Origin of the sequence: Streptomyces sp. YIM 130001, from assembly GCF_003574445.1 — a bacterium.
Taxonomy (GTDB): domain Bacteria; phylum Actinomycetota; class Actinomycetes; order Streptomycetales; family Streptomycetaceae; genus Streptomyces.
The window spans coordinates 217,014-238,859 of sequence record NZ_KZ984562.1; the positions used below are offsets into that span (position 1 = coordinate 217,014).

Consider the following 21,846-nt stretch of genomic DNA (forward strand, 5'->3'; position numbering starts at 1 on the left):
GGGTCGTCGCCGTTCAGGCAGCGCAACGCTCCCGCTCCTCACGTTCCTGGCCGTGACCCTCCCGGTCATGGCTCTCCAGCTCCTGGCGGAGCCTGGCAAGGGCACGGTGCAGGGTGCTCTTGACCGTTCCGGCCGACATGCCGAGGGCGGCGGCCGTCTCCTCCGTGGACATCTGCTCCCAGTGTCGCAGGACGACGACGCTGCGCTGCTTCGGAGCGAGCTTCTTGAGTACCTCGATCAGCAGCGCACGGTCCGCGTGCTGCGCGCTGGCGTCCTCGATACGGCGCTCCGGCAACTGCTCGGTGGGTATCTCCTCGAGACGGCGGGAACGCCACCATTCCGTGCGGGTGTTGATCATCACGCGGCGCAGGTAGGCGTCGGCCAGACGCTTGTCGGCGATCCCGTCCCAGCGGTGGTACGTCCGCACCAGCGCGGTCTGCAGCAGATCCTGCGCGTCCGTCGGGTCGGGGACCAGGCGGCGGGCGCTGCGCAGCAGGGCGTCCTGCCGGGCGCGTACGTACTCTTCGAACTCCAGCACCTCGCCGTGCGCCATTCCCAACCGCCTCCGTTCCTTCACCGTGGAACCGGACCCCCGCCCGGCACATCTTGAAGTTACGGAGCGGGTGTAACGGGGCGTCGGGGGAAGGCATGCGGGGGATACACGGCTGCCCCTCGTTTGTGTAACAGAAGTAGGCAAAGCCTAAGGTCACGCCCGTGTTGTGCGGGTCCATGGCGGAATGCGGAGGCCATGGATGAGGGGTTCGGGTGTGACCTCGGTGCCGCCTTCAGGCGGGCGACCGAGGCGCGTCAGGTGAGCGGGAGGCGGTACTCGCCGCTCGGCAGCGGTTCCACCAGACCGTCCGCCACGAGGCCGTCGAGGGCCCGGGCGCGCTGCACCGGCTCGTCCCACACCCGGTCGAGTACCGACTGCGGCACGGGGGCCACCGCCTCGCGCAGCACGGCGAGCAGCTTGCCGCGGACCTGCCGGTCGGTGCCCGCGTAGGTCTGGCCGCGGCGCGCGGGGCCCTGGTGGGCCGGCTTCCCGGCCTGCCGCCAAGCGCACTGGGCGGCGATCGGGCAGCGGCCGCACTCCTCGTTCTTGGCGCTGCACACCAGCGCGCCGAGTTCCATCGACGCCGCCGCCCAGCGGGCCGCCGTCGCCTCGTCCTCGGGGAGCAGTTCGCGGGCCAGCCTGCGCTCGGCGGCCGTCGTCGCGTTCGGCGGGTACTGGACGCCGGTGACCGCGCGCGCGAACACCCGGCGCACGTTCGTATCAAGGACCGGGTGGCGCTGGCCGTACGCGAACGACGCGACGGCCGCGGCCGTGTACTCACCGATGCCGGGCAGCGCGAGCAGCTGCGCATGCTGGGTCGGTACGTCCCCGCCGTGGCGTTCCTTTATGGCCACGGCAGCCCCGTGCAGGCGCAGTGCGCGCCGCGGGTAGCCGAGGCGGCCCCAGGCGCGGACCGCTTCGCCGGGTGCCTCGGCGGCCAGGTCGGCCGGGCGGGGCCAGCGAGCCATCCAGTGCTCGTACACCGGCAGGACACGGTTCACCGGGGTCTGCTGCAGCATGAACTCGCTGACCATCACGCCCCACGGGCCTGCCTCCGGCCGCCGCCACGGCAGGTCGCGCGCGTGGGCGTCGAACCAGGCGATGACGGGGGTGTGGAGGCCGTGGGGGGAGTCGACGGCTTCTGGCGTGTGTGTGGTTGCAGTCATGGCAGGGCCGATCCTGCCACGGGGTCGGCATCCGGGGGCGCCCGGCGTGCCGGGTCGTCCGCGGCGGACGGCCGTTGCGGCCCTCCAGGACCTGACGATCGGCAGGGGTGCGCGGTGAGGGAGCGCAGGTAGCGTCGTCGGGTGTCGTTCTTCGGGCGTCGGTGGGTTGCCGACGGGGTGCTGTGGGGTCTGCTTGTCGCGCCTCTCCTGGTGGCCGATCGTCTGGGATTCAACGAGCCGGGTCCCTGGTGGCGGGGTGCCGCCGGCCTTGTCGTGCTCGCCGTGGCGGTCGGTGTCCGCCGGCGGTGGCCGCTGGCTGCGGTACTGCTGGCCGCGGGGCTTGGGCTCACGGCGAACGCCTCGCTCTTCACCCTTTCCTACGGCCCCGCTCTCGCCGTCCTGTGTCTGCTGCTCGGACTGCGCGGGACCCCGGGCGGCCGGCCCACGGCGTACGCGCTCGCGGCGGTCGGCGTGCTCGGGGCCACCGTGATTCTCGTACGGGACCGGGATCCGGCCACCGAGTGGTTCGTGCTCGCCGGGACGCTGCTGTTCGTCGCGTACGTGCCGTGGCTGGCGGGGCGGTCGTGGGGGCAGCACCGGGAGCTGGCCGCGGCCGCGCTGGCCAGGGCCGAGCAGCTCGAGCGCGAACGGCACATCGTCACCGAGCGGGCCTGGCTGCGGGAACGGGCCAGGATCGCCCAGGAGATGCACGACTCGCTCGGCCACGAGCTGAGCCTCGTCGCGCTGCGCGCTGCTGCCCTGCAGATCGCGCCCGACCTCCCTGCCGACCGACGCCAGGACGCCGCCGAACTGCGTACCACCGCAGCCGACGCCACGGATCGGCTGCGCGAGATCATCGGCCTGCTCGAGGGCGGCGAGGACGAACCCGCGCCGCTCGCCCCCGCGGGCGAGTCCGTGGAGGAGCTGGTGGACCGTGCGGCGACCGCGGGGCTCCGGGTCCGGCTCGGCGCGGGAGCCCGTGACGGCAGGGGAGACGGTGGCAGCGGAGCCCCTGACACATCCCGGGTGGGGCGGACCGTGCACCGTGTCGTACAGGAGTCGCTGACCAACGCCGCCAAGTACGCGCCCGATGCGCACGTCACCGTCGACCTGGAGCGCACGCTCGATGGCGTCACGGTCACGGTCACGGACGACGGCGGTACGCGCGCGTGGACCCCTGTTCCGCCCCGACCGGATGGCGGTTCGGGGCTGCTCGGGCTGCGGGGGCAGGTGACGGCGACCGGGGGCTCCTTCGAGGCGGGCCGGCACGGGGACGGCTTCCAAGTGCGGGCCCGGCTCCCCTACGGCGAACGTTCGGACGGTCCACGCGCGCGTGGAGGTGCGGCAGACGGTCCCGCAGGGCCGCCTGCGGGGCCTTCAGCGGTGGCGATCGGCGGCGAGGGACAGGTCGCGGACGCCACGCGCGCGTGGCAGGTCGGCCGCCGCCGTACCTACAGCGCGTTCGCAGCGGCGGGAGCGGTGGGCGTGGTGCTCGTCGCGGGTGCCTTCGGCTGGTACGCGTACAGCCGTAGCGCCTCCGCGCTCGAGCCCGGTGCTTACGACGCCCTGCACGTCGGCGAGACGCAGCGCGAGGTCGAGCGGCTACTGCCGAGGCGGGAGGCCGACGATCCGCCGTCCGAACGGGCCCCGGCTGCGCCCGATGGCGCGGACTGCCGCTACTACCGTGCCGGCGGTGAACTCTTCGCCGCCGTCGAGCACTTCAGACTGTGTTTCACGGACGGCCGTCTGGTCGCCAAGGACGTCGTACCGACCGCCGACGGGCGGCGCACCGGGGAGCGTGGCACGTGATCAGGGTTCTGCTGGCCGACGACGAGGCGATGATCCGCGCAGGGGTGCGTGCCATCCTCGCCGCCGACCCCGGGGTCGAAGTGGTCGCAGAGGCGGGGGACGGGCACGAGACGGTGTCCCTCGCGCAGGCCCACCGGCCCGACGTCGCCCTGCTCGACATCCGGATGCCGCGTCTGGACGGCCTCGCCGCCGCGGAAGAGATCGTCCGTACGATGCCCGGCACGGGCGTCGCGATGCTCACGACGTTCTCGGAGGACGCCTACGTCGCGCGTGCGCTGTCCGGCGGAGCCACCGGGTTCCTGCTGAAGTCCGGCGATCCGCACGAGCTCCTGGCAGGGGTACGGGCGGTGGCCTCCGGTGCGGCGTTCCTGTCGCCGAAGGTGGCCCGCCACGTCATCGACGGCTACGGCGGCGAACGGCTCGGCCGTGAGGCTGCCGCACGCGCGCGTGCTGCAGCCCTCTCACCCCGTGAACGCGAGGTGCTCGGTCTCGTCGGCGAAGGCCTGTCCAACCCGGAGATCGCCGCCCGGCTGCATCTGGTGGAAGGGACCGTGAAGGCGTACGTGAGCGCGGTCCTCGACCGCCTCGAGGTCAGGAACCGGGTCCAGGCCGCGATCGTCGCCTACGAGGCGGGGCTGGCGGGCCGGTCGTCGGGGTGACCGGGGTTCCCGGCGTAACCGGGGTGATCCGGATGCGCGGCGCGGGCGGGGTCGTTCGCGTAACCGGACTCGCCGGGGTAACCGGACTCGCCTGCGTGACCGGTGTAGTTGGGGCGGGCGGGCTCTCCGGCGTAACCCCTGTAACCCCCGTAACCAGGCTGACCGGATGGGCCGGTCCCGCCGGCGCCCCCGGGGTAACCGCCGTAACCGGCATGACCGGTGTACTCGGGTGCCGGCTCACCAGACTGCCCCGCCGCGCGATACCCGCCGTACCCCGCATACCCCGCACCGGCAGGACCTGCAGGACCTGCAGGACCGGCAGCCCCGGCAGGACCTGCAGCACGGGAGTAGCCGGGCTCGACGACCGGCAGCCCCGGCCCCGCGAACCAGCGGACCACTCCCGCCGACGACCCCCGCATGGACTCCACCACGTGCGCCCCGGGCCGCGCCCCGAGCCGCAGGACCAAGAACGCCACCAGCCCACCCAGCAGCAGACCGACCACGACGTCGTGCGGATAGTGCACGCCCACGAAGACCCGCGAGAACGCCATCAGGACCGCCATCGGCAGCGTCAGCCACCCGATGCCCCGCCACGCGAGAGCCAGCGCCACAGCCGCGGCCCCGGCGATCGTCGAATGGTTGCTGGGGAACGACCAGTCACCCACCGGCGGACACGTCACCAGGGACGCCGCAGCGCCCGACACGGCCCGGCACGGCCGCTCCTCGTCCACCACGGACTTGAACAGCTCACTGCCGACGTAGGCGAGGGCGGTCGCCGGCGGTGCGAGGACGGCCACCGCGAGGGCACGCGACTCCGAGTGCCGCGTCCGCCACCAGGCGACGACGAACAACACCCCGAACAGGAGCAGGCCGCCTTCCGTCCACAACTCGGCGACGTGCTGCGTCCACTCGGGCATGTCCGCGGCGAAGTCGGTGATGTCGCGGTACAGGCCGGAGGTGTCTATCGGGGTGTTCGGGTCCATGGCATCCATGGTGAAGGACGCTACGGAGTGCTCCCGCACCCGCACTCCCGCCGACCGTCCGGTCCTGCCCCTTACGAAAGACAGCCCCCGCCCGAGAGTCTTCTCGGACGCACCCACCCGAAGCGTCCGGACCCGCTGCGGAACCGCGGCAACAGGACACCTGTGGACGGACGTTCAGCACGCTCCCCGCCCCGGATCCGAATGATGATCCGCAAAAGATGCGCATCCAGGCGGCGGGTGGGGCGGGAGATGAGCACGATCTCTCGTACAGTTTGCGCCGTGGGATCTCTGCGCAATCCGATCGGGCCGCTTCCCTCCTCCATCTACTGGCGACGGAGGGCCGTTCTGCTGTCCTTGTTCGCGGTCCTGGCCCTCCTGATCGTGTGGGCCTTCAGCCTCTCCGGAGGCGGGAGCAACAACGGCGCCGACGGGAAGAACGGCAAGAACCCCGCGCCCTCCATCACCCCCGGCCCCTCGGGCTCCGGACCCGCCATCAGCGAACAGCCGGGCGGACGCGACGAGTCGGGCGACGGCGGCGACGGTTCGGGTGACGGCGAGGGGTCAGACGGCGAGGGCGGCGCGGGCGGCGACGACGGCAAGGGCGGCGGCTCGGGCGACGCCGGCACGGACGGTGTGGCGGGTGGCGGGAAGGGCGGCGGCGGTTCCGGCCAGCGCGTGCCCGCCGGTTCCACCCTCCCCAACTGCACCCCCGGAAACGTCAAGTTGACCCTGCGCAGCATCCACAACACCTACGAGCCGGGCGAGAAGCCCCGCCTCGAACTGGTCGTCACCAACAGCGCGGGCGACGACTGCAAGGCCGACCTCGGCCCCAAGCAGGCGGTCCTGACGATCACTCCGGCCGGTGAGGACCAGCCTGTCTGGTCCTCCGACGACTGCCCGAGCGGCGCCGGCAGCGTCCTGCTCCGGGTGCCGGGCGACGGGAAGATCACGCAGACCTTCGAGTGGGACCGCAAGCCGAGCGAGGAGAAGTGCCAGTCGCCGCGGCCCGGTTCGGCGGGACCCGGCACGTACCTGGTCGAGGTCGTCACGCCGGACCTGACCACGGCGCGTACGTCCTTCGTCATCGAAGAGGCCTGAGGGGCAAGAGTCCGCGCGCGGAGCCGAAGCCGGCGCCGCGCGCGACAGCGCCCGACACGTACGGCACCGGGACAGCGTCCTACGGCCCGGGGGAAGTGCTCTACACGTACCGCTCGAGGATCGACGACTCCGCGAGCCGCGAGAGGCCCTCACGGACGGAACGGGCGCGGGCCTCGCCCACACCGTCGACCGTCTGCAGGTCGTCGACGCTGGCGGCGAGCAGCTTCTGCAGTCCGCCGAAGTGCTCCACGAGCCGGTCGATGATCGCTCCGGGCAGCCTCGGCACCTTGGCGAGCAGCCGGTAGCCGCGTGGGGACACCGCCGAGTCGAGCGCCTCGGGCGATCCCGTGTACCCCAGGGCCCGCCCGACCGTGGGCAGTTCGAGCAGCTCGGTGTGGGTGAGCTTGTCCAGTTCGGCGAGGGCGCTGTCGACCGTACGCGTGCGCCTGGCGGTCGGCTCGGGTACGTAGTCCCGCGCGACCAGCTCGCGCTCCGGCTCCACGCCCGCGATCAACTCGTCGAGCTGCAGGGCGAGGAGGCGACCGTCGGTGCCGAGCTCCACCACGTACTCGGCGATCTCGGTGGCGATACGGCGCACCATCTCGAGTCGCTGGGCGACTGCCGTGACGTCGCGGACCGTCACCAGGTCCTCGATCTCGAGTGCGGAGAGCGTGCCGGCCACCTCGTCGAGGCGGAGCTTGTACCGCTCGAGGGTGGCGAGTGCCTGATTGGCCCGGGAGAGGATCGCGGCGGAGTCCTCGAGGACGCGGCGCTGACCGTCCACGTACAGGGCGATCAGACGCATCGACTGGGAGACCGAGACGACCGGGAAGCCGACCTGCTTGCTGACCCGGTCCGCGGTGCGGTGCCGGGTGCCGGTCTCCTCGGTCGGGATGGTCGGGTCCGGGACCAGCTGCACGCCGGCCCGAAGGATCTTGGTGATGTCCTTGTCGACGATGATGCCGCCGTCGAGCTTGCAGAGTTCACGCAGCCGTGTGGCCGAGAACTCGACGTCCAGGACGAATCCGCCCGTGCACATCGACTCGACGGTCTTGTCCCAGCCGAGCACGATGAGACCGCCGGTGTTGCCGCGGAGGATGCGCTCGAGGCCGTCACGCAGCCCGGTGCCGGGAGCCACAGCGCTCAGTGAGGCGCGCATCAGGCCGTCAGCACCGGAACTAGCGCCCGACTTTCCGGGAGCTGTCGCCCGGTCGTTGGCTGCCACTGCACTCCTCCGGTCGCAGGTTGTCCATGCCCTGGTTCGTACGGATGGGCGAGACCGGGGCAAAGTCTACCGGCGGTCGGCGTCCTCCCGTGGGGGCTCTGCCCTACGCCTCTTCGGCAGTACGCGCAGGGCGTCTCCCATGTCGGCCACCTCGGTCACCCGCATGCCCGCGGGGACCTTGCCGGGATCGCTGGGAACCAGCGCGTGGGTGAAGCCCAGACGGTGCGCCTCGGCGAGGCGCCGCTGCACTCCGGTGACCCTGCGCACCTCGCCCGCGAGACCTACCTCGCCGATGGCGACCAGGTTCTTGGGCAGGGGAGTGTCGCTTGCCGCGCTCGCCAGAGCCAGGGCGATCGCCAGGTCGGCGGCCGGCTCGGAGAGCTTCACACCGCCGACCGTCGCGCTGTAGATGTCGCGCTTGCCGAGGGCGCTGATCCGGCCGCGCTGCTCGAGCACGGCCAGCATCATCGACACGCGTGAGGTCTCCAGGCCGGACGTCGTACGTCGCGGCGAGGGGATCTGCGAGTCGACGGTCAGGGCCTGCACCTCGGCGACCAAGGGGCGCCGTCCTTCGAGGGTGACGGTCAGACAGGTGCCGGGGACCGGCTCCGCGCGCCGGGTGAGGAACAGGCCCGAGGGGTCGGCGAGTCCGGTGATGCCCTCGTCGTGCAGCTCGAAGCAGCCGACCTCGTCGGTCGCCCCGAAGCGGTTCTTGACCCCGCGCACCAGGCGGAGCCGTGCGTGCCGGTCACCCTCGAAACTCAGGACCACGTCGACGAGATGCTCCAGGAGCCGGGGTCCCGCGATCGCGCCGTCCTTGGTGACGTGGCCCACCAGGAGGGTGGCCATACCGCGTTCCTTGGATGCCCGGATCAGCGCGCCGGCCACCTCGCGGACCTGGGCCATGCCGCCCGGTGCGCCGTCGATCTCCGGTGAGGCCACGGTCTGTACGGAGTCCAGGACGAGCAACGACGGCTTGACGGCGTCCAGATGACCGAGAACGGCGGCCAGATCCGTCTCGGCCGCCAGGTACAGGTCGTCGTCGAGGGCGTCGATGCGGTCGGCGCGCAGCCGGACCTGGCTCGCCGACTCCTCGCCCGTGACGTACAGGGTGCGGTGGTCGGGGCCTGCCGCCTTGGCGGCCACGTCGAGCAGCAGCGTGGACTTGCCGACGCCGGGTTCGCCCGCGAGCAGGACCACCGCGCCGGGGACCAGGCCGCCGCCGAGCACCCGGTCCAGTTCGTCGACACCGGTGGAACGGGCCGTGGCCGTACGGCCGTCGACCTGGCCGATCGGCAGCGCGGAGCTGGTGACTCGGCCCGGGGACGTGGTGCGGACCGCGGGCGCGCCGTACTCCTCGACGGTGCCCCAGGCCTGGCACTCGGGGCAGCGGCCGAGCCACTTGGCCGTCTGCCAGCCGCATTCGGTGCAGCGGTAGGACGGACGGTCCTTGGTGGATTTCGTACGGGCAGCCATGCCCGGAACCGTATAGCGGGGCACTGACATCGCGTGGTGGCGAGGCTCGAGCCCGTATCCGGCACGCACCCGCGGGGTCCCGGCGCGGGGGCGCACGGTGGCGCTTCTTCGGATCCGTCGCGGAGGGCCGGCGGCTGCCGAAGGCGGGGTCGCCGCAATCGGGGTCCACGCGCGCGTAGAGATGCACCCTGCGCCGTGTGCAGCCTGCAAGCGCACCTCGGTCGACACCGGCTTGACCCGGAATTCAGGGTTCCTGTCCCCTTTCGAGCGATCTGTTCACCCGTAAGGATTAAAGGTGACGGAGCGGGCGGACCGCACGGGGCCGGGCCGCCTACGGTCGCACGGGTGACCACAAGGAGCCCGGAACACCCCACGCACCGCACCGGCGCACACCGGGCGCACCCGCGCGCGTCCCGCCCCGCTCCGCAGGCGCCTCCGGTGCAGTACGAGCCCTATCTGGACGGGCTGTTCACGTACTGCCTGTCGGTCCTGTGCGATCACGACGTGGCGACCGCAGCCCTGGGCGACGTCCTCGCGCTCGCCGAGCGCCGGGGCACGCGCGCGCCGGCCGCCGACTCCGAGCGCCGGGCGTGGCTCTACGCCCTGGCCCGTTGGGCCTGTCTGCGCCAGCTGGCCGAGGCCAGGCGCAAGCGCCAGGCCGCCCACCGCGCGCGGCCGCCCGCCTCGGGCAAGGCGGCCTCGGGCAAGGCGGACGGGGGCAAGGCGGATTCAGGCAAGCCGACCGGAACCACCGCCCCGGCCTGGGCCGACGAGACAGGCAAGGCGAAGGCCGGGACGGCACGGACCGAGCCGGCCGAGACCGCGGACCCGACCGTCGCCTCCGACCAGGAGCGCCGTCGTGAACTGGCCCTGCTGGCCTGGCCGGAGGCCGCCGGCACCACCCCCGAGCAGCGCGAGGCACTCGAACTCGCCGTACGCCACGGCCTGTCCACGCGCGAGGTCGCCTCCGTGCTCGGCATGGAGCAGGTCACCGCGCGCGAACTGCTCTCGGCCGCCGCCTGCGAGGTGGAGCGCACCCGGGCCGCACTCGCCGTCGTCGAGAAGGGCACCTGCCCCAGCGTGGCCAGGCTCACCGGCGACAACCAACTCCTGCTCGGCACTGCCCTGCGCGCCGAACTGGTCCGGCACGTGGACGACTGCCCCCGCTGCCGCCGTACCGCCGAGCGTGCGGGCGCCGCCGCCTGGCCGGGGACCACCGCCACCGCGGCCGCGCTGCCGGTCATCGCGGCGCCGCGCGCAGCGGCCCACGCGGCCATGGGAAGTGCGGCACACGCGCGTGGAGGCGCTCCGCGCTTCGACCGCCGCGGCTTCCCGATGGACCCCAAGGACCGTGCCGCCCGCCGCGACCGGCTGCGCGCACGTGCCGTCACCACGACGGTCGTCGCCACCGTGGTCGCCGCCCCGGTGCTCGCCCTGTGGGCGGCCTACCGTGGCGCACCCCTGATCGGCGAGGGCCGTGACGGATCCTCCGTGAGCGCGAGCGAGAGCGAGGAGTCCGGCGTCGCCGACGACGACGCCCGCGACTACGAGAACGCGGGCAATGCCCGTACCGACCCCGACCCCCGCTTCACCGCGGGCAGCCGTTCGCCCGACGTCTCGGTCGAGGTGATCAGCCCGGGCGCCGATCCCTCGCACAGCGGTGTAGGTCCCGGCAGGCTCACCGTCTCCGCGCAGCCGAGCGGCGGTGCCACGGTGGTCACACTGACCGCGTCCGGCGGGGAGGCGGTCCACTGGTCGGCCTCCACGCGCGCGTACTGGCTGTATCTGACCCGTTCGTCGGGGACGTTGATGCCGGGTGAGTCCGTGAGCTTCCGGGTGTACGTGAACCATGACCGCGAGCCGGACGGGCACTGGAGCGCGCGGATCGCGGTCGGCCCGGGGAACTCGGTGGTGGCCATCGACGGATACGGGGCCACCAGCCCGTCACCGTCCGACCCCGGCCGCCCCACGACGCCGCCGCCCTCGGACCCGCCGCCGTCGTCGCAGGACCCGGACCCCACGCCCCCGGAGACCACTCCGCCTCCGTCGGATCCGCCCCCGAGCTCGCCGGAGCCCACTCCCACGGACTCCTCCCCGGAGCCCACCGAGCCGACCCCGACCGACCCGCCGAGCAGCGAACCGAGTCCCACGGACTGAGTCCGCGCCCGGTCCGTACCGCTCTGCCGGAACGATCGCGCAGCGACAGCCCGGGCCACCCGCCGGGCAGCGAAGGCGCGGGGGTCGGCGAACACGATCACCCGGACAGAACGCGATCACCCGGACACAAGAAGACCGGCCCGAGAGCACGCGCTCCCGAGCCGGCCCGACAGCCGTCCGCCCTCAGCCGGTCGGGTCCCCCGGATGCGGCGCGAGCAGCGGGAGTTGGGAGGCCAGCCGCTGCTCGCAGAGCTCGACCAGGCGGTCGTAACCGTCCTTGCCCATCAGCTCCTTGAGCTCCGGCGCGTACGACACGTAGACGGGGTCACCCGCGCCGTGCGCGGACGTCGCCGAGGTGCACCACCAGTGCAGGTCGTGACCGCCGGGACCCCAGCCGCGCCGGTCGTACTCGCCGATCGACACCTGAAGGATCTTGGTGTCGTCGGGACGCTCGATCCACTCGTAGGTCCGGCGGACCGGCAGCTGCCAGCAGACGTCCGGCTTGGTCTCCAGCGGTTCGCGGCCCTCCTGCAGCGCCAGGATGTGCAGCGAGCAGCCGGCGCCGCCGGCGAAACCGGGCCGGTTCTGGAAGATGCACGAGCCGTTCCAGCGCCGCGTCTGGCGGTCGCCGTCCTCGTCCTCCTCGACCCAGCCTGTCTGCGAACCGACGTCGTGGTACTGCCAGATCTCCGGAGTGAGTCTCGACACGTGGCCGGCTACCCGCTTCTCGTCGTCCTCGTCCGAGAAGTGCGCACCGAGCGTGCAGCAGCCGTCGTCGGCGCGGCCCGCCTGGATGCCCTGGCAGCCGCTGCCGAAGATGCAGTTCCAGCGGGACGTCAGCCATGTCAGGTCGCAGCGGAAGATCTGCTCGTCGTCGGCCGGATCAGGGAACTCGACCCAGGCGCGGTCGAAGTCCAGTCCCTTCTCGTCGTCGGCAGGAGCGATCAGTGCGGCCCCGGTCGGCGGCTTCGCCGCCCCGGACGACCGCTTCGCGTCCTTGGCGCCCTTGTTCTTACCGGCCACCTTGGAGTCCTTCTTCGAAGCCTTGGGGGTTTTGTCGCTCTTCGCCTTTTTCGTCTTGGCCACATGTCCAGGGTATGCGCGGCATACGCCACATGTGGACCGGCCACCTCCGAACGCGCAGTAGCGTTTTCCGTATGAGACTCGGAGTCCTCGACGTGGGTTCGAACACCGTGCACCTCCTTGTGGTGGACGCGCACCCGGGCGCCCGCCCGCTGCCCGCGCACTCGCACAAGGCGGAGCTGCGGCTCGCCCAACTCCTCGACGAGGCCGGTGCGATCGGCGCCGAAGGCGTCGACCTGCTCGTCGCCACCGTGCGTGACGCCCTGGTCGCGGCCGAGGACAAGGGCTGCGAATCCGTCCTTTCGTTCGCGACGTCAGCCGTACGTGAGGCCACCAACGCCGACGAGGTGCTCGACCGCGTCAGGAGCGAGACCGGCGTCGACCTGCAGGTCCTGTCCGGCGAGGAGGAGGCGCGGCTCACCTTCCTGGCGGCCCGCCGCTGGTTCGGCTGGTCCGCGGGCAAGCTCCTCGTCCTCGACATCGGCGGCGGCTCGCTCGAGATCGCGTACGGCATCGACGAGAAGCCCGACGCCGCGGTGTCGCTGCCGCTCGGCGCCGGACGGCTCACCTCCGCCTGGCTGCCCGGTGACCCGCCCGACCCGCAGGACGTGAAGGCACTGCGCCGCCACGCACGGGCCCAGATCGCCCGTGTCGTCGGCGAGTTCAGCCGCTTCGGCGGCCCCGACCACGTCGTGGCCACGTCCAAGACGTTCAAGCAGCTGGCCCGGCTGGCCGGTGCCGCACGGTCCGCCGAAGGCCTCTACGTACAGCGGGAACTCAAGCGGAAATCGCTCGAGGACTGGGTGCCGCGGCTCGCCGCGATGACCGAGGCAGAGCTGTGCGAACTGCCGGGCGTGTCCGACGGACGGGCCGGGCAGCTGCTCGCCGGAGCGCTGGTGGCGGAGGGAGCGATGGACCTGTTCGGCGTCGAGTCCGTGGAGATCTGCCCCTGGGCGCTGCGCGAGGGCGTCATCCTGCGCCGCCTGGACCACCTGCCCAACGGCCACGGCGGCGTCCCGGGGACGGGCCAGGACGGGGTGCAGGAGTTCGGCCGGGACGGTGTCCGCGAGCCCGGCCGGCACGGCGGCCCGCACGAGAGCAACCGGGCGGACCGTTGAGCGCGGAAGAGACGGACGAGGACGGTCAGTTGCCCACCGGGCCCCCGCAGCCGCCCGCCGGGCCCCACGACCTCGCAGACCGGGCCCGTACGCTGTCGTCCGTGGCGGAGTCAGCAGTACGCATCCCGGACGCGAAGGTCGCGCTGTCGACGGCCTCGGTCTACCCGGAGTCGACGGCGACCGCGTTCGAGATCGCCGCGCGCCTCGGCTACGACGGCGTCGAGGTGATGGTCTGGACGGATCCCGTCAGCCAGGACATCGAGTCCCTGCGCAGGCTCAGCGACTACCACCAGGTCCCGATCCTCGCCGTGCACGCCCCGTGCCTGCTGATCACCCAGCGCGTGTGGTCCACCGACCCGTGGGTGAAGCTGCAGCGCGCCCAGGCCGCAGCGGAGAAGCTCGGTGCGAGCGCGGTCGTGGTGCATCCGCCGTTCCGCTGGCAGCGCAGCTACGCCCGGGACTTCGTCAGCGGCCTGTGGCGCATGGCCGACGAGACGGACGTGCGTTTCGCGGTGGAGAACATGTACCCGTGGCGCTACCGCGACCGCGAGATGCTCGCCTACGCCCCCGAGTGGGACGTCACCAAGGACGACTACCGGCACTTCACGGTAGACCTCTCGCACACCTCGACCGCCCGTACCGGCGCCATGGACATGATCGACAGAATGGGCGACCGGCTCGCCCACCTGCACCTCGCCGACGGCCAGGGCTCCGCCAAGGACGAGCACCTGGTCCCCGGCCGAGGCGACCAGCCGTGCGCGGAGGTGCTCGAACGCCTCGCACTCTCCGGATTCGACGGTCACGTCGTCATCGAGGTCAACACCCGTCGCGCCATGTCCAGCGCCGAACGTGAGGCCGATCTCGCCGAGGCGCTCGCCTTCACCCGGCTGCACCTGGCCTCCGCGGCCAGGACGGTCACGGAGCGTCCGTGACGGCGGCCGGCACCCCGCGCCGCCGGGGCCGGCCGTCCCGTACGGAGGCCGCCTCGGGGCCGGCCACACGCGACCGGATCCTGGACGCCGCGCGCGAGGAGTTCTCCGAGCGGGGCTACGACAAGACCTCGGTACGCGGCATCGCCAAGGCGGCCGGTGTGGACCCCGCCCTGGTGCACCACTACTTCGGTAAGAAGGAGGACGTTTTCGGCGCGGCCGTCGAGCAGTCCTTCGCACCCGCGCTCGCCATCCCCGACGCGATCGCCGCAGCCGGTCCGGAGAAGGCGGGCGAAAGCATGGCCCGCCACTTGTTCGGCGTCTGGGAGAACCCGGTGACCCGGCTCCCGGTGCTCGCCGTGATGCGCTCGGCGTTCACCAACGAGACCGCGGCGGCCACGCTCCGCAAGCTCATCGAAAAGCGCCTCCTCGCGCGCGTGGCCTGCACTCTGGACGTACCCGATCCCGAGTTCCGCGCCCAGCTCGCCGCCGGTCACCTGATCGGGATCGCCATGCTGCGGTACGTCGTCAAGATGGAGCCGATCGCGTCCGCGGACGTCGAGGACATCGTCACGATGGTCGCCCCGACGCTCGAGCGGTACCTGACCCAGCCCTGAGGCGGGTGTCCGCGGCGGCGGCTCCCGGTGGCGGCTCACCAGATGAGCCGTACGTCCCATTCTCCGGACAGCGGGTCCGGATGGTGGAGCGGCGGCGTACGCTCGTAGACACCCCAATTGCCGACAACGCCCTCAGGGATCTTCCCCGAGGGCCGCCCGAGGGCCCGTCCGCGGACCCGAGGACCCGTCTGAGGAGCGAGCGACGATGCCCGAGCTGAGGTCCCGCACTGTCACCCACGGCCGCAACATGGCGGGCGCCCGCGCCCTTATGCGGGCGTCGGGCGTAGCGAGCGCGGACATCGGCAAGCCGATCGTCGCCGTCGCCAACTCCTTCACGGAGTTCGTCCCCGGCCACACCCACCTGGCCCCGGTCGGCCGGATCGTCTCCGAGGCGATCCTGGCGGCCGGCGCGGTGCCCCGCGAGTTCAACACGATCGCGGTGGACGACGGCATCGCGATGGGCCACGGCGGCATGCTCTACAGCCTGCCCTCGCGCGACCTCATCGCCGACTCCGTCGAGTACATGACCGAGGCGCACTGTGCCGATGCCCTGATCTGCATCTCCAACTGCGACAAGATCACCCCGGGCATGCTGATGGCCGCCCTGCGCCTCAACATCCCGACGATCTTCGTCTCCGGCGGCCCGATGGAGGCCGGCAAGGCCACCCTCGTGGACGGCACCGTCCGCAAGCTGGACCTGGTCAACGCCATCTCGGACGCGGTCGACGAGAGCGTCTCGGACGAGGACATCCTCCGCATCGAGGAGAACGCCTGCCCGACCTGCGGCTCCTGTTCCGGCATGTTCACCGCCAACTCGATGAACTGCCTCGCCGAGGCCATCGGCCTGGCCCTGCCGGGCAACGGCTCGGTCCTCGCAACCCACACCGCCCGCCGCGCCCTCTACGAGCAGGCCGGCCGCACGGTCGTCGACATCGCCAAGCGCTACTACGAGGGCGGCGACGAGTCCGTCCTGCCGCGCAACATCGCCACCCGCGAGGCCTTCGACAACGCCATGGCCCTGGACATCGCCATGGGCGGCTCGACCAACACGATCCTGCACCTCCTCGCCGCCGCCCAGGAGGCCGAGCTCGACTACGACCTGGCCGACATGGACGCCGTCTCGCGCCGTGTCCCCTGCCTGTCGAAGGTCGCGCCGAACGTCGCGCCGGGCGGCACGTACTACATGGAGGACGTGCACAGGGCCGGCGGAATCCCCGCCATCCTCGGCGAGCTCCAGCGCGGCGGCCTGCTCAACGAGGACGTCCACTCGGTGCACGCCGCGTCCCTCGACGAGTGGCTCAAGACCTGGGACGTGCGCGGCGGTTCACCCTCCGCCGAAGCCCTCGAACTGTGGCACGCGGCCCCCGGCTGCGTCCGCTCCGCCGAGGCCTTCTCGCAGTCGGAGCGCTGGGAAACCCTCGACACGGACGCCGAGGGCGGCTGCATCCGCTCCGTCGAGCACGCGTACTCCAAGGACGGCGGCCTCGCGGTCCTCAAGGGCAATCTGGCCGTCGACGGCTGCGTGGTGAAGACCGCGGGCGTGGACGAGTCGATCTGGACCTTCGAAGGCCCGGCCGTCGTCTGCGAGTCGCAGGACGAGGCCGTCGAGAAGATCCTCACCAAGCAGATCAAGGACGGCGACGTCGTCGTCATCCGCTACGAGGGCCCCAAGGGCGGCCCCGGCATGCAGGAGATGCTCTACCCGACGTCGTTCCTGAAGGGCCGCGGACTCGGCAAGACCTGCGCGCTCGTCACCGACGGCCGCTTCTCCGGCGGCACTTCGGGCCTGTCCATCGGGCACGCCTCGCCCGAGGCGGCCTCCGGCGGCACCATCGCCCTCGTCGAGGAGGGTGACCGCATCCGTATCGACATCCCCAACCGGTCCATCGAACTGCTGGTCTCCGACGAGGACTTGGCGACCCGCCGCGCTGCCCTCGGCGGCGTCTACGCCCCGGGGGACCGCGAGCGCAAGGTCTCCACCGCCCTGCGTGCCTACGCCGCGATGGCCACCAGCGCCGACAAGGGCGCGGTCCGGGACGTCAGCAAGCTGGGCTGAATCCGCGTCCTGGCGCTACACGCACGGGCGGCATCCGCGAGTCGGGTGCCGCCCGTCGGCGTCCGGTCAGGACAGCGGGTTCACCACTGTTGCGGCGACCGCGAAGGCAGCGAGAACACCGAACCGTCGGGAGCCGTGGCGAACACCCTGCCGTCGCCCGCCGACGGCCGGCCCAGAGCGGACGCGAGCGCTCCCGTACGGCCGCTGGGCCTGGGGTCGGTCTGCCCGAGCAGCGCCGGCCGCCGGTCACGTACGTCCACGGCGATCAGCCGGCCGTCGGCCGCGCCGAAGTACACGGTGCTGCCCGCGACCGTGGGCGCGGAGCCCTGGCTCACCGACGTCTCGAGCCGCCACCGCTGTCCGGCGTCCGCCCCCTCGGTGTCCACCGCGACCAGACCGCCGCCCGCACCCAGGAGATGGACCGTGCCCCGGTGCAGGCTCGCCACCGCGTCGGGCAGCGGCACATCGAGCGGTACGCGGCGTACGGCACGTCGCGTCGCGTCGTAACGGACCACGGCGACCGTGTACGAGTCCCGGTCGGTCTCCTGGAACCACACGGTGCCGTCGCGCGCACCGACGGGCGTCAGGCTGCCCTCCAGGTGCCGCTGCCACAGCTGGCTGCCGGTGCGCGGGTCGAGGGCGGTCACCAGACTGCCGGTGCCTCGCGCGCTGACCGAGTGGACACGGCCGTCGTCACCGGCCCACAGAGTGGCGTCCTGCAGGCCCGGGTAGCTGCGCTGCCAACGGACGCTGCCGTCACGGGCGTCGAGACCGCGCAGCGTGCCCCGGGCGGTCATCAGCAGCACGGTGTCGCGCGCGTGGGCGACCCGGCCCGCGTACGCCTCGAGGTCCCGGGACCAACGCGTGCGGCCGGTATCCGGATCGAGCGCCTTGAGGACGCCGCCCGCGTCGGTGACGGTCTGTACGAGGCCGCCCGACAGGACCGGGGCCGCAGGCGCGTCCAGCGATGGGGCCTTGGTGGGCGCCGGGCGAGACCACCGGACCTTGCCGGTCTCGGCATCGACGGCGGCCGCGCTGATGCCGGGGGCTGCGCAGTAGAGCCGGGCGCCCGCGCCTGCCTTCGGGGTCCCCGCTCCCGCTTTCGGGGCGGCCGTGCGTACGCAGTGGGGTGTGCCGCCTGACGCCGGCCGCGCCCCACTCGGCCGCAAGAACGTGCTCCACGCGCGCGTGGGCGACGTCGCCTCGGGCGCCTTCGGATCGGGAGCCTTCGGAGGAGCGGCGCCTGCGCCGGTACGGTCCGCGGGTTCGCCGACGCCGAGAACGGTGAACGACGCGGTCACCCCGGCAGCGACCGCGACAGCGAGAACACAGACGACCAGGCGCGTTCGCCGCGACCAGACCGACCGGGGTGGTCGATCCGATCGCGATCGGCCGAGTCGCGATCGGCCGAGTCGCGATCGGCCGAGCCGCGACCTGCCGAGGCGGGGGCGTCCCCGCCCGCCGCCGCTCCTGCGGTCGGACACGTGTGTGAGCGCGGGCTCGTGTCGTTCATCGTGTCGGCCGTCGCCTTCGTCCCGCTGGGCCGGGATGAACGCCCTCGCCCCCGCGAGCCGCGCACCGTCCCCCGTAGGCCCGCCGGCGCTGTCGTACGGGCGAACCCCCTGCGAGCGGCTCCCGTACGGAGCGAACACCTGGGTCTCGTACGAAGCCGAGATCGCCCGCAACTCGCCCATCAACTCGTCGGGAGTCGGCCTGTCCCGCGGCTCCTTGGCCAGACACCGTGCCACGAGCCCGGCCAGGTCGTCCGGCACACCCGCGAGATCGGGCTCGTCGTGCACGACCTGGTACGCCACTACGTAGGGGCTGTCCGAGTCGAACGGGCCGCGTCCCGTCGCCGCGTGCACCAGCACCGATCCGAGCGCGAACACATCGGCAGCCGGGCCGACTTCCCGCGGTCTGCGGAACTGCTCGGGCGCCATGAACGGTGGCGTACCGATCAACTTGCCGGTCTCCGTGTGGAGTTCACTGTCCGCGGGCCGGGATATCCCGAAGTCGATGACCTTGGGGCCGTCCTCGGCGAGCAGGACATTGCTCGGTTTGAGGTCGCGGTGCACCACGCCGACGCGGTGGATGTCGCGCAACGCCTCGGCCAGGCCGGCGAGTAACCGGCGAAGCCGGTCGGGCGGCAGCGCTCCGTTCCGCTTCACATGGTCTTCGAGGGTGGGGCCGGGGATGTAGAGCGTGGCCATCCAAGGCTGCTCGGCGTGCGGATCGGCGTCCACCACGGGCGCGGTGAACGCTCCGCTGACCCGCCGGGCCGCAGCGACCTCCTGGCGGAACCTGCCTCTGAACTCGCGGTCCTCGGCGAGTTCCGGATGCACCACCTTCACGGCGAGCCGCAGGCCCGAGGCCGAGCGGGCCAGGTGGACCACGCCCATGCCGCCGGAGCCGAGCGGTTCCTCCAGGCGGTAATGGCCTGCGTACAGAGGCTGTTCGGTGAATTCCGTTTCCGGACCGGGTCCGATTCTGCGCTGTGGCGGCATCGGCCACCCCCCGAGTATCCGTCCGCGCGCGACGCGCAGAGCCTAGTCGATGATGCGTGCGAGTCAGGTGGGGCTTGCTAGCCTCGGCGCGCTGCGAATGACGACGTACTACTTGATTAACGGGGGTGGCCAGTATGGCTGTTGAGGACACCGGGACTGCTGGGGAAGCGGTGAACGCGGAGACGGCTGCGGCGGTCGGGGATGTCGAGGGTGTCGAGGCCCAGGCCCGCTCGTATCCCGTCGCGCCCGGATACCGGCTCAACGTCCGCAGCGGCCCGGGCACGAACTACCGCCTCGTCCGGGTCCTCGCGGCCGGCTCCTCGGTCCGCGTCTACTGCCAGACCCGGGGCGAGTCCGTCAGCGGCCCGTACGGCACCTCGAACATCTGGAACAACATCGCCAACGGAGAGTTCGTCTCCGACACCTTCGTGAAAACCGGCTCAGACGGCTTCATCGCCCCACCCTGCGCCTGACCTGACCTGACCTGACCTGACGTACCTGACCTGCCGGAAGCCGACTGGGCGGGGTCCGCAGGGTCCAAGGGTCGCGCGCCGGCGACTCGCCGGATGGCCATCCGGCGGGCGACGCGAGCCGCCCCCGCCTGGTCCAGCGGCGGCGGCAGCGTCTGGGGCCCGTGGCAGCGCCGCCGCTCCCGCACCTGCCGGAAGGCTCTCCGGCTGGCAGCCCGCGCGGTCGACGTGCGTCCGCGGGGCCTGGGGTTCGTGTTTCTGTGGTTTTCGGGTCTGGCGTCTGTGGGTTGGTGTTGCGGGTGTCGGTGTGGATTGTTTTGGGCTGGTGTGGTGGTGGGGCGGGTTCGTCTGGTGCTCCGCTGGTCTGCCACTTGTCGGACGGCTTTCCGGCTTCGGTGCGAGTTGGCCCGGCCGGCCTGGCGTGCGTCCGCGGGGCCTGGGGTTCGTGTTTCTGTGGTTTTCGGGTTTGGCGTCTGTGGGTTGGTGTTGCGGGTGTCGGTGTGGATTGTTTTGGGCTGGTGTGGTGGTGGGGCGGGTACGTCCGGTGGTCCGCTGGTCTGCCGACTCTGTCGGACGGCTTTCCGGCTGGCAGCCCGCGCGGTCGACGGGCGCCCGCGGGTACGGGGGTTCGTGCTCCGGGGGCCTTCGGTTCCGGCACCTGGAGTGGGCAGGCCCTCCGGTTGTCAGCGCCCGTCGTCTTCCGCGTGGTCCAGTGACGGCGCAGGTCGGGCGGTCGCGAGGCTCGCGGGTTCGTGTTCCGGCAGCACTCCCTTACGAGGTCTCCCGGATGCTCCTCCCTTGGCTGGCGCGTGTGCCGTTCTCTGCCCGGCCCAGCGGCCTCCGCGGATCCGGCGGCGGTTCCCGCAAGGTGTGGGGTTGTCGTGCTCCGGCGGCCGACCCCTCCGGCACTTGCCGGACGGTTGTCGGCGTACGCGGTCTTCCGCTTGGCCTAGCGGCGTCCGCAGGGCCCAGCGCGTCCGCAGAGTCTGGCGTTCGTGCTCCAGTGACCCACACCTCGCCACCGATCCACCGCCACGCGCGCGTGCACTGCGCGCGTGCGTGGCCGGGTCGGCCCGGAGGGCCACACACGTTCGCGAGACCCGGCGGGCGATAATCGAGCGGTGAGCGAAGAGAGCGACAACCCCGAGACCGGTTCAGGCAAGACCGGCTCCGGCGACGGCACCGACGGCACACCACGACAGCACGCCGAGGGCCGACCCAAGCCCGGCACCGCAACGGACACCCCCGCGGCAGGCCCCGAGCCCGAGGCCCTCCGCTTCTTCGGCACGACCTGGCTCGAACACGACAACGGCTACGGCCTACGCCGCGTCGGCGTCGCCGTCGGCTCCCTCGCGGCCGCCGCGGCCGGCTGCTTCGTCCTGCGCTTCGCCTACGAGGGCCTGGAGATCGCCAAGGTCGGCAGCTTCGTGAACCTCCTGGTCGTGGTGGTCTTCGCCGTCTGCAGCGCCATCGCCTTCCGCCGCACCTGGGAGTCGTACGGCAAGCGCCTCGACCCCGAGACTCAGCAGTCCCTCCGCAGCATGCTGGCGATCGGCTTCGTCGGCGTGCTCCTCGCCTACTTCTTCCGCTCCCTGACGGAGGCCCCGGGCGAGAAGCTGCGCCGCAGCGAATACGAAACGTCCCGCAGCCAGTACGAACGCCGCACCAGCCGCCGTACCCGCAACCCGGCCGCCCGCCGCAACCGAAAGCGCTGACAGACCCGCGCACCACCCCCCAGCCCACCCCGACTCACTCCTCACGAAGCCGCCTCGGGACCCGGCACCAACTGAACACCCCGGGGCGCCCCCCGCCCCGGACCTGTGCCGGCACCGCCTCCGCCCCGGCGCCACCCGACCAGCCTTCCCCGAGCTCCGAGCTCCGAGCTCCGAGCTCCGAGCTCCGAGCTCCGAGCTCCGAGCTCCGAGCTCCGAGCTCCGAGCTCC

General features: G+C 72.2%; 15 protein-coding genes and 2 pseudogenes. 10 read left to right on the top strand and 7 right to left on the bottom strand.

Annotation, left to right across the window (positions count from 1 at the left end):
* Positions 1-13: 13 nt before the first annotated feature.
* Together DSC45_RS25610 and DSC45_RS25615 are read right to left on the bottom strand one after the other, a co-directional pair.
* Positions 14-553: a SigE family RNA polymerase sigma factor gene (locus tag DSC45_RS25610; RefSeq protein ID WP_119294281.1), complete on the bottom strand. Its 540-nt coding sequence runs from the start codon at positions 551-553 to the stop codon at positions 14-16.
* Between the two features lie 254 nt (positions 554-807).
* Positions 808-1,719: an HhH-GPD family protein gene (locus tag DSC45_RS25615; RefSeq protein ID WP_119294282.1), complete on the bottom strand. Its 912-nt coding sequence runs from the start codon at positions 1,717-1,719 to the stop codon at positions 808-810.
* 141 nt (positions 1,720-1,860) lie between these two features.
* Here DSC45_RS25615 and DSC45_RS25620 point away from each other — a divergent pair, with 141 nt between their 5' ends.
* Positions 1,861-3,528, top strand: coding sequence for a sensor histidine kinase (locus tag DSC45_RS25620; RefSeq protein WP_240434841.1), 1,668 nt, complete (start codon positions 1,861-1,863; stop codon positions 3,526-3,528).
* Complete coding sequence (locus DSC45_RS25625; protein WP_119294283.1) at positions 3,525-4,187, top strand: response regulator transcription factor; 663 nt, start codon at positions 3,525-3,527, stop codon at positions 4,185-4,187. The genes DSC45_RS25620 and DSC45_RS25625 overlap by 4 nt, the downstream gene beginning before the upstream one ends.
* A 365-nt stretch (positions 4,188-4,552) precedes the next feature.
* Here DSC45_RS25625 and DSC45_RS36135 read toward each other — a convergent pair.
* Positions 4,553-5,170 (bottom strand): annotated as a pseudogene (locus tag DSC45_RS36135) (phosphatase PAP2 family protein); the annotation flags it as partial.
* Between the two features lie 279 nt (positions 5,171-5,449).
* Between DSC45_RS36135 and DSC45_RS25635 the strand changes: the two are divergent.
* Positions 5,450-6,268, top strand: coding sequence for a hypothetical protein (locus DSC45_RS25635; protein WP_119294284.1), 819 nt, complete (start codon positions 5,450-5,452; stop codon positions 6,266-6,268).
* A gap of 100 nt (positions 6,269-6,368) precedes the next feature.
* Here DSC45_RS25635 and disA read toward each other — a convergent pair whose 3' ends face one another.
* Positions 6,369-7,493: a DNA integrity scanning diadenylate cyclase DisA gene (gene disA / locus DSC45_RS25640; protein ID WP_119294285.1), complete on the bottom strand. Its 1,125-nt coding sequence runs from the start codon at positions 7,491-7,493 to the stop codon at positions 6,369-6,371.
* Positions 7,494-7,559: 66 nt separating this feature from the next.
* On the bottom strand, positions 7,560-8,969 hold the full coding sequence (radA, locus tag DSC45_RS25645; protein WP_119294286.1) for a DNA repair protein RadA: 1,410 nt from the start codon (positions 8,967-8,969) through the stop codon (positions 7,560-7,562).
* A gap of 345 nt (positions 8,970-9,314) precedes the next feature.
* On the opposite strand from radA, the gene DSC45_RS25650 reads away from it, so the two are divergent.
* Complete coding sequence (locus tag DSC45_RS25650) at positions 9,315-11,126, top strand: BACON domain-containing protein (RefSeq protein ID WP_119294287.1); 1,812 nt, start codon at positions 9,315-9,317, stop codon at positions 11,124-11,126.
* A 183-nt stretch (positions 11,127-11,309) separates the two neighbouring features.
* On the opposite strand, the gene DSC45_RS25655 is transcribed toward DSC45_RS25650, so the two are convergent.
* Positions 11,310-12,212, bottom strand: coding sequence for a DUF3109 family protein (locus DSC45_RS25655; protein WP_205571428.1), 903 nt, complete (start codon positions 12,210-12,212; stop codon positions 11,310-11,312).
* 71 nt (positions 12,213-12,283) lie between these two features.
* Between DSC45_RS25655 and DSC45_RS25660 the strand changes: the two are divergent.
* From DSC45_RS25660 to ilvD, 4 genes and pseudogenes are all read left to right on the top strand, one after another.
* Positions 12,284-13,204, top strand: a pseudogene (locus DSC45_RS25660) (Ppx/GppA phosphatase family protein); the annotation flags it as partial.
* 224 nt (positions 13,205-13,428) lie between these two features.
* Positions 13,429-14,259 carry a sugar phosphate isomerase/epimerase family protein gene (locus DSC45_RS25665; RefSeq protein ID WP_119294329.1) on the top strand — a complete coding sequence of 277 codons (831 nt, stop codon included), beginning with the start codon at positions 13,429-13,431 and terminating at the stop codon, positions 14,257-14,259.
* Entirely contained in the window at positions 14,256-14,873 is a 618-nt protein-coding gene (locus DSC45_RS25670) for a TetR/AcrR family transcriptional regulator (protein ID WP_119294288.1), read from the top strand. Before DSC45_RS25665 ends, DSC45_RS25670 begins: the two co-directional genes overlap by 4 nt.
* A gap of 205 nt (positions 14,874-15,078) precedes the next feature.
* The gene (ilvD, locus tag DSC45_RS25675) at positions 15,079-16,929 is read left to right on the top strand and encodes a dihydroxy-acid dehydratase (protein WP_119294289.1); all 1,851 of its coding nucleotides are present in this window, start codon (positions 15,079-15,081) and stop codon (positions 16,927-16,929) included.
* Positions 16,930-17,009: 80 nt separating this feature from the next.
* Here the strand turns inward: ilvD and DSC45_RS25680 are convergent, their stop codons facing one another.
* Positions 17,010-19,433 (bottom strand): serine/threonine-protein kinase, encoded by a 2,424-nt coding sequence (locus DSC45_RS25680; RefSeq protein WP_119294290.1) that lies wholly within the window; start codon positions 19,431-19,433, stop codon positions 17,010-17,012.
* 134 nt (positions 19,434-19,567) lie between these two features.
* Between DSC45_RS25680 and DSC45_RS25685 the strand changes: the two genes are divergently transcribed.
* Positions 19,568-19,906 carry an SH3 domain-containing protein gene (locus DSC45_RS25685; RefSeq protein ID WP_119294291.1) on the top strand — a complete coding sequence of 113 codons (339 nt, stop codon included), beginning with the start codon at positions 19,568-19,570 and terminating at the stop codon, positions 19,904-19,906.
* A gap of 1,118 nt (positions 19,907-21,024) precedes the next feature.
* Complete coding sequence (locus DSC45_RS25690) at positions 21,025-21,618, top strand: EamA/RhaT family transporter (RefSeq protein ID WP_119294292.1); 594 nt, start codon at positions 21,025-21,027, stop codon at positions 21,616-21,618.
* The last annotated feature ends 228 nt before the right edge of the window (positions 21,619-21,846 follow it).

Coding starts and splice junctions, on each gene's coding strand:
- radA (WP_119294286.1), bottom strand. CDS start 8,969: ATGGCTGCCCGTACGAAATCCACCAAGGACCGTCCGTCCTACCGCTGC.
- DSC45_RS25615 (WP_119294282.1), bottom strand. CDS start 1,719: ATGACTGCAACCACACACACGCCAGAAGCCGTCGACTCCCCCCACGGC.
- ilvD (WP_119294289.1), top strand. CDS start 15,079: ATGCCCGAGCTGAGGTCCCGCACTGTCACCCACGGCCGCAACATGGCG.
- DSC45_RS25610 (WP_119294281.1), bottom strand. CDS start 553: ATGGCGCACGGCGAGGTGCTGGAGTTCGAAGAGTACGTACGCGCCCGG.
- DSC45_RS25685 (WP_119294291.1), top strand. CDS start 19,568: ATGGCTGTTGAGGACACCGGGACTGCTGGGGAAGCGGTGAACGCGGAG.
- DSC45_RS25680 (WP_119294290.1), bottom strand. CDS start 19,433: ATGCCGCCACAGCGCAGAATCGGACCCGGTCCGGAAACGGAATTCACC.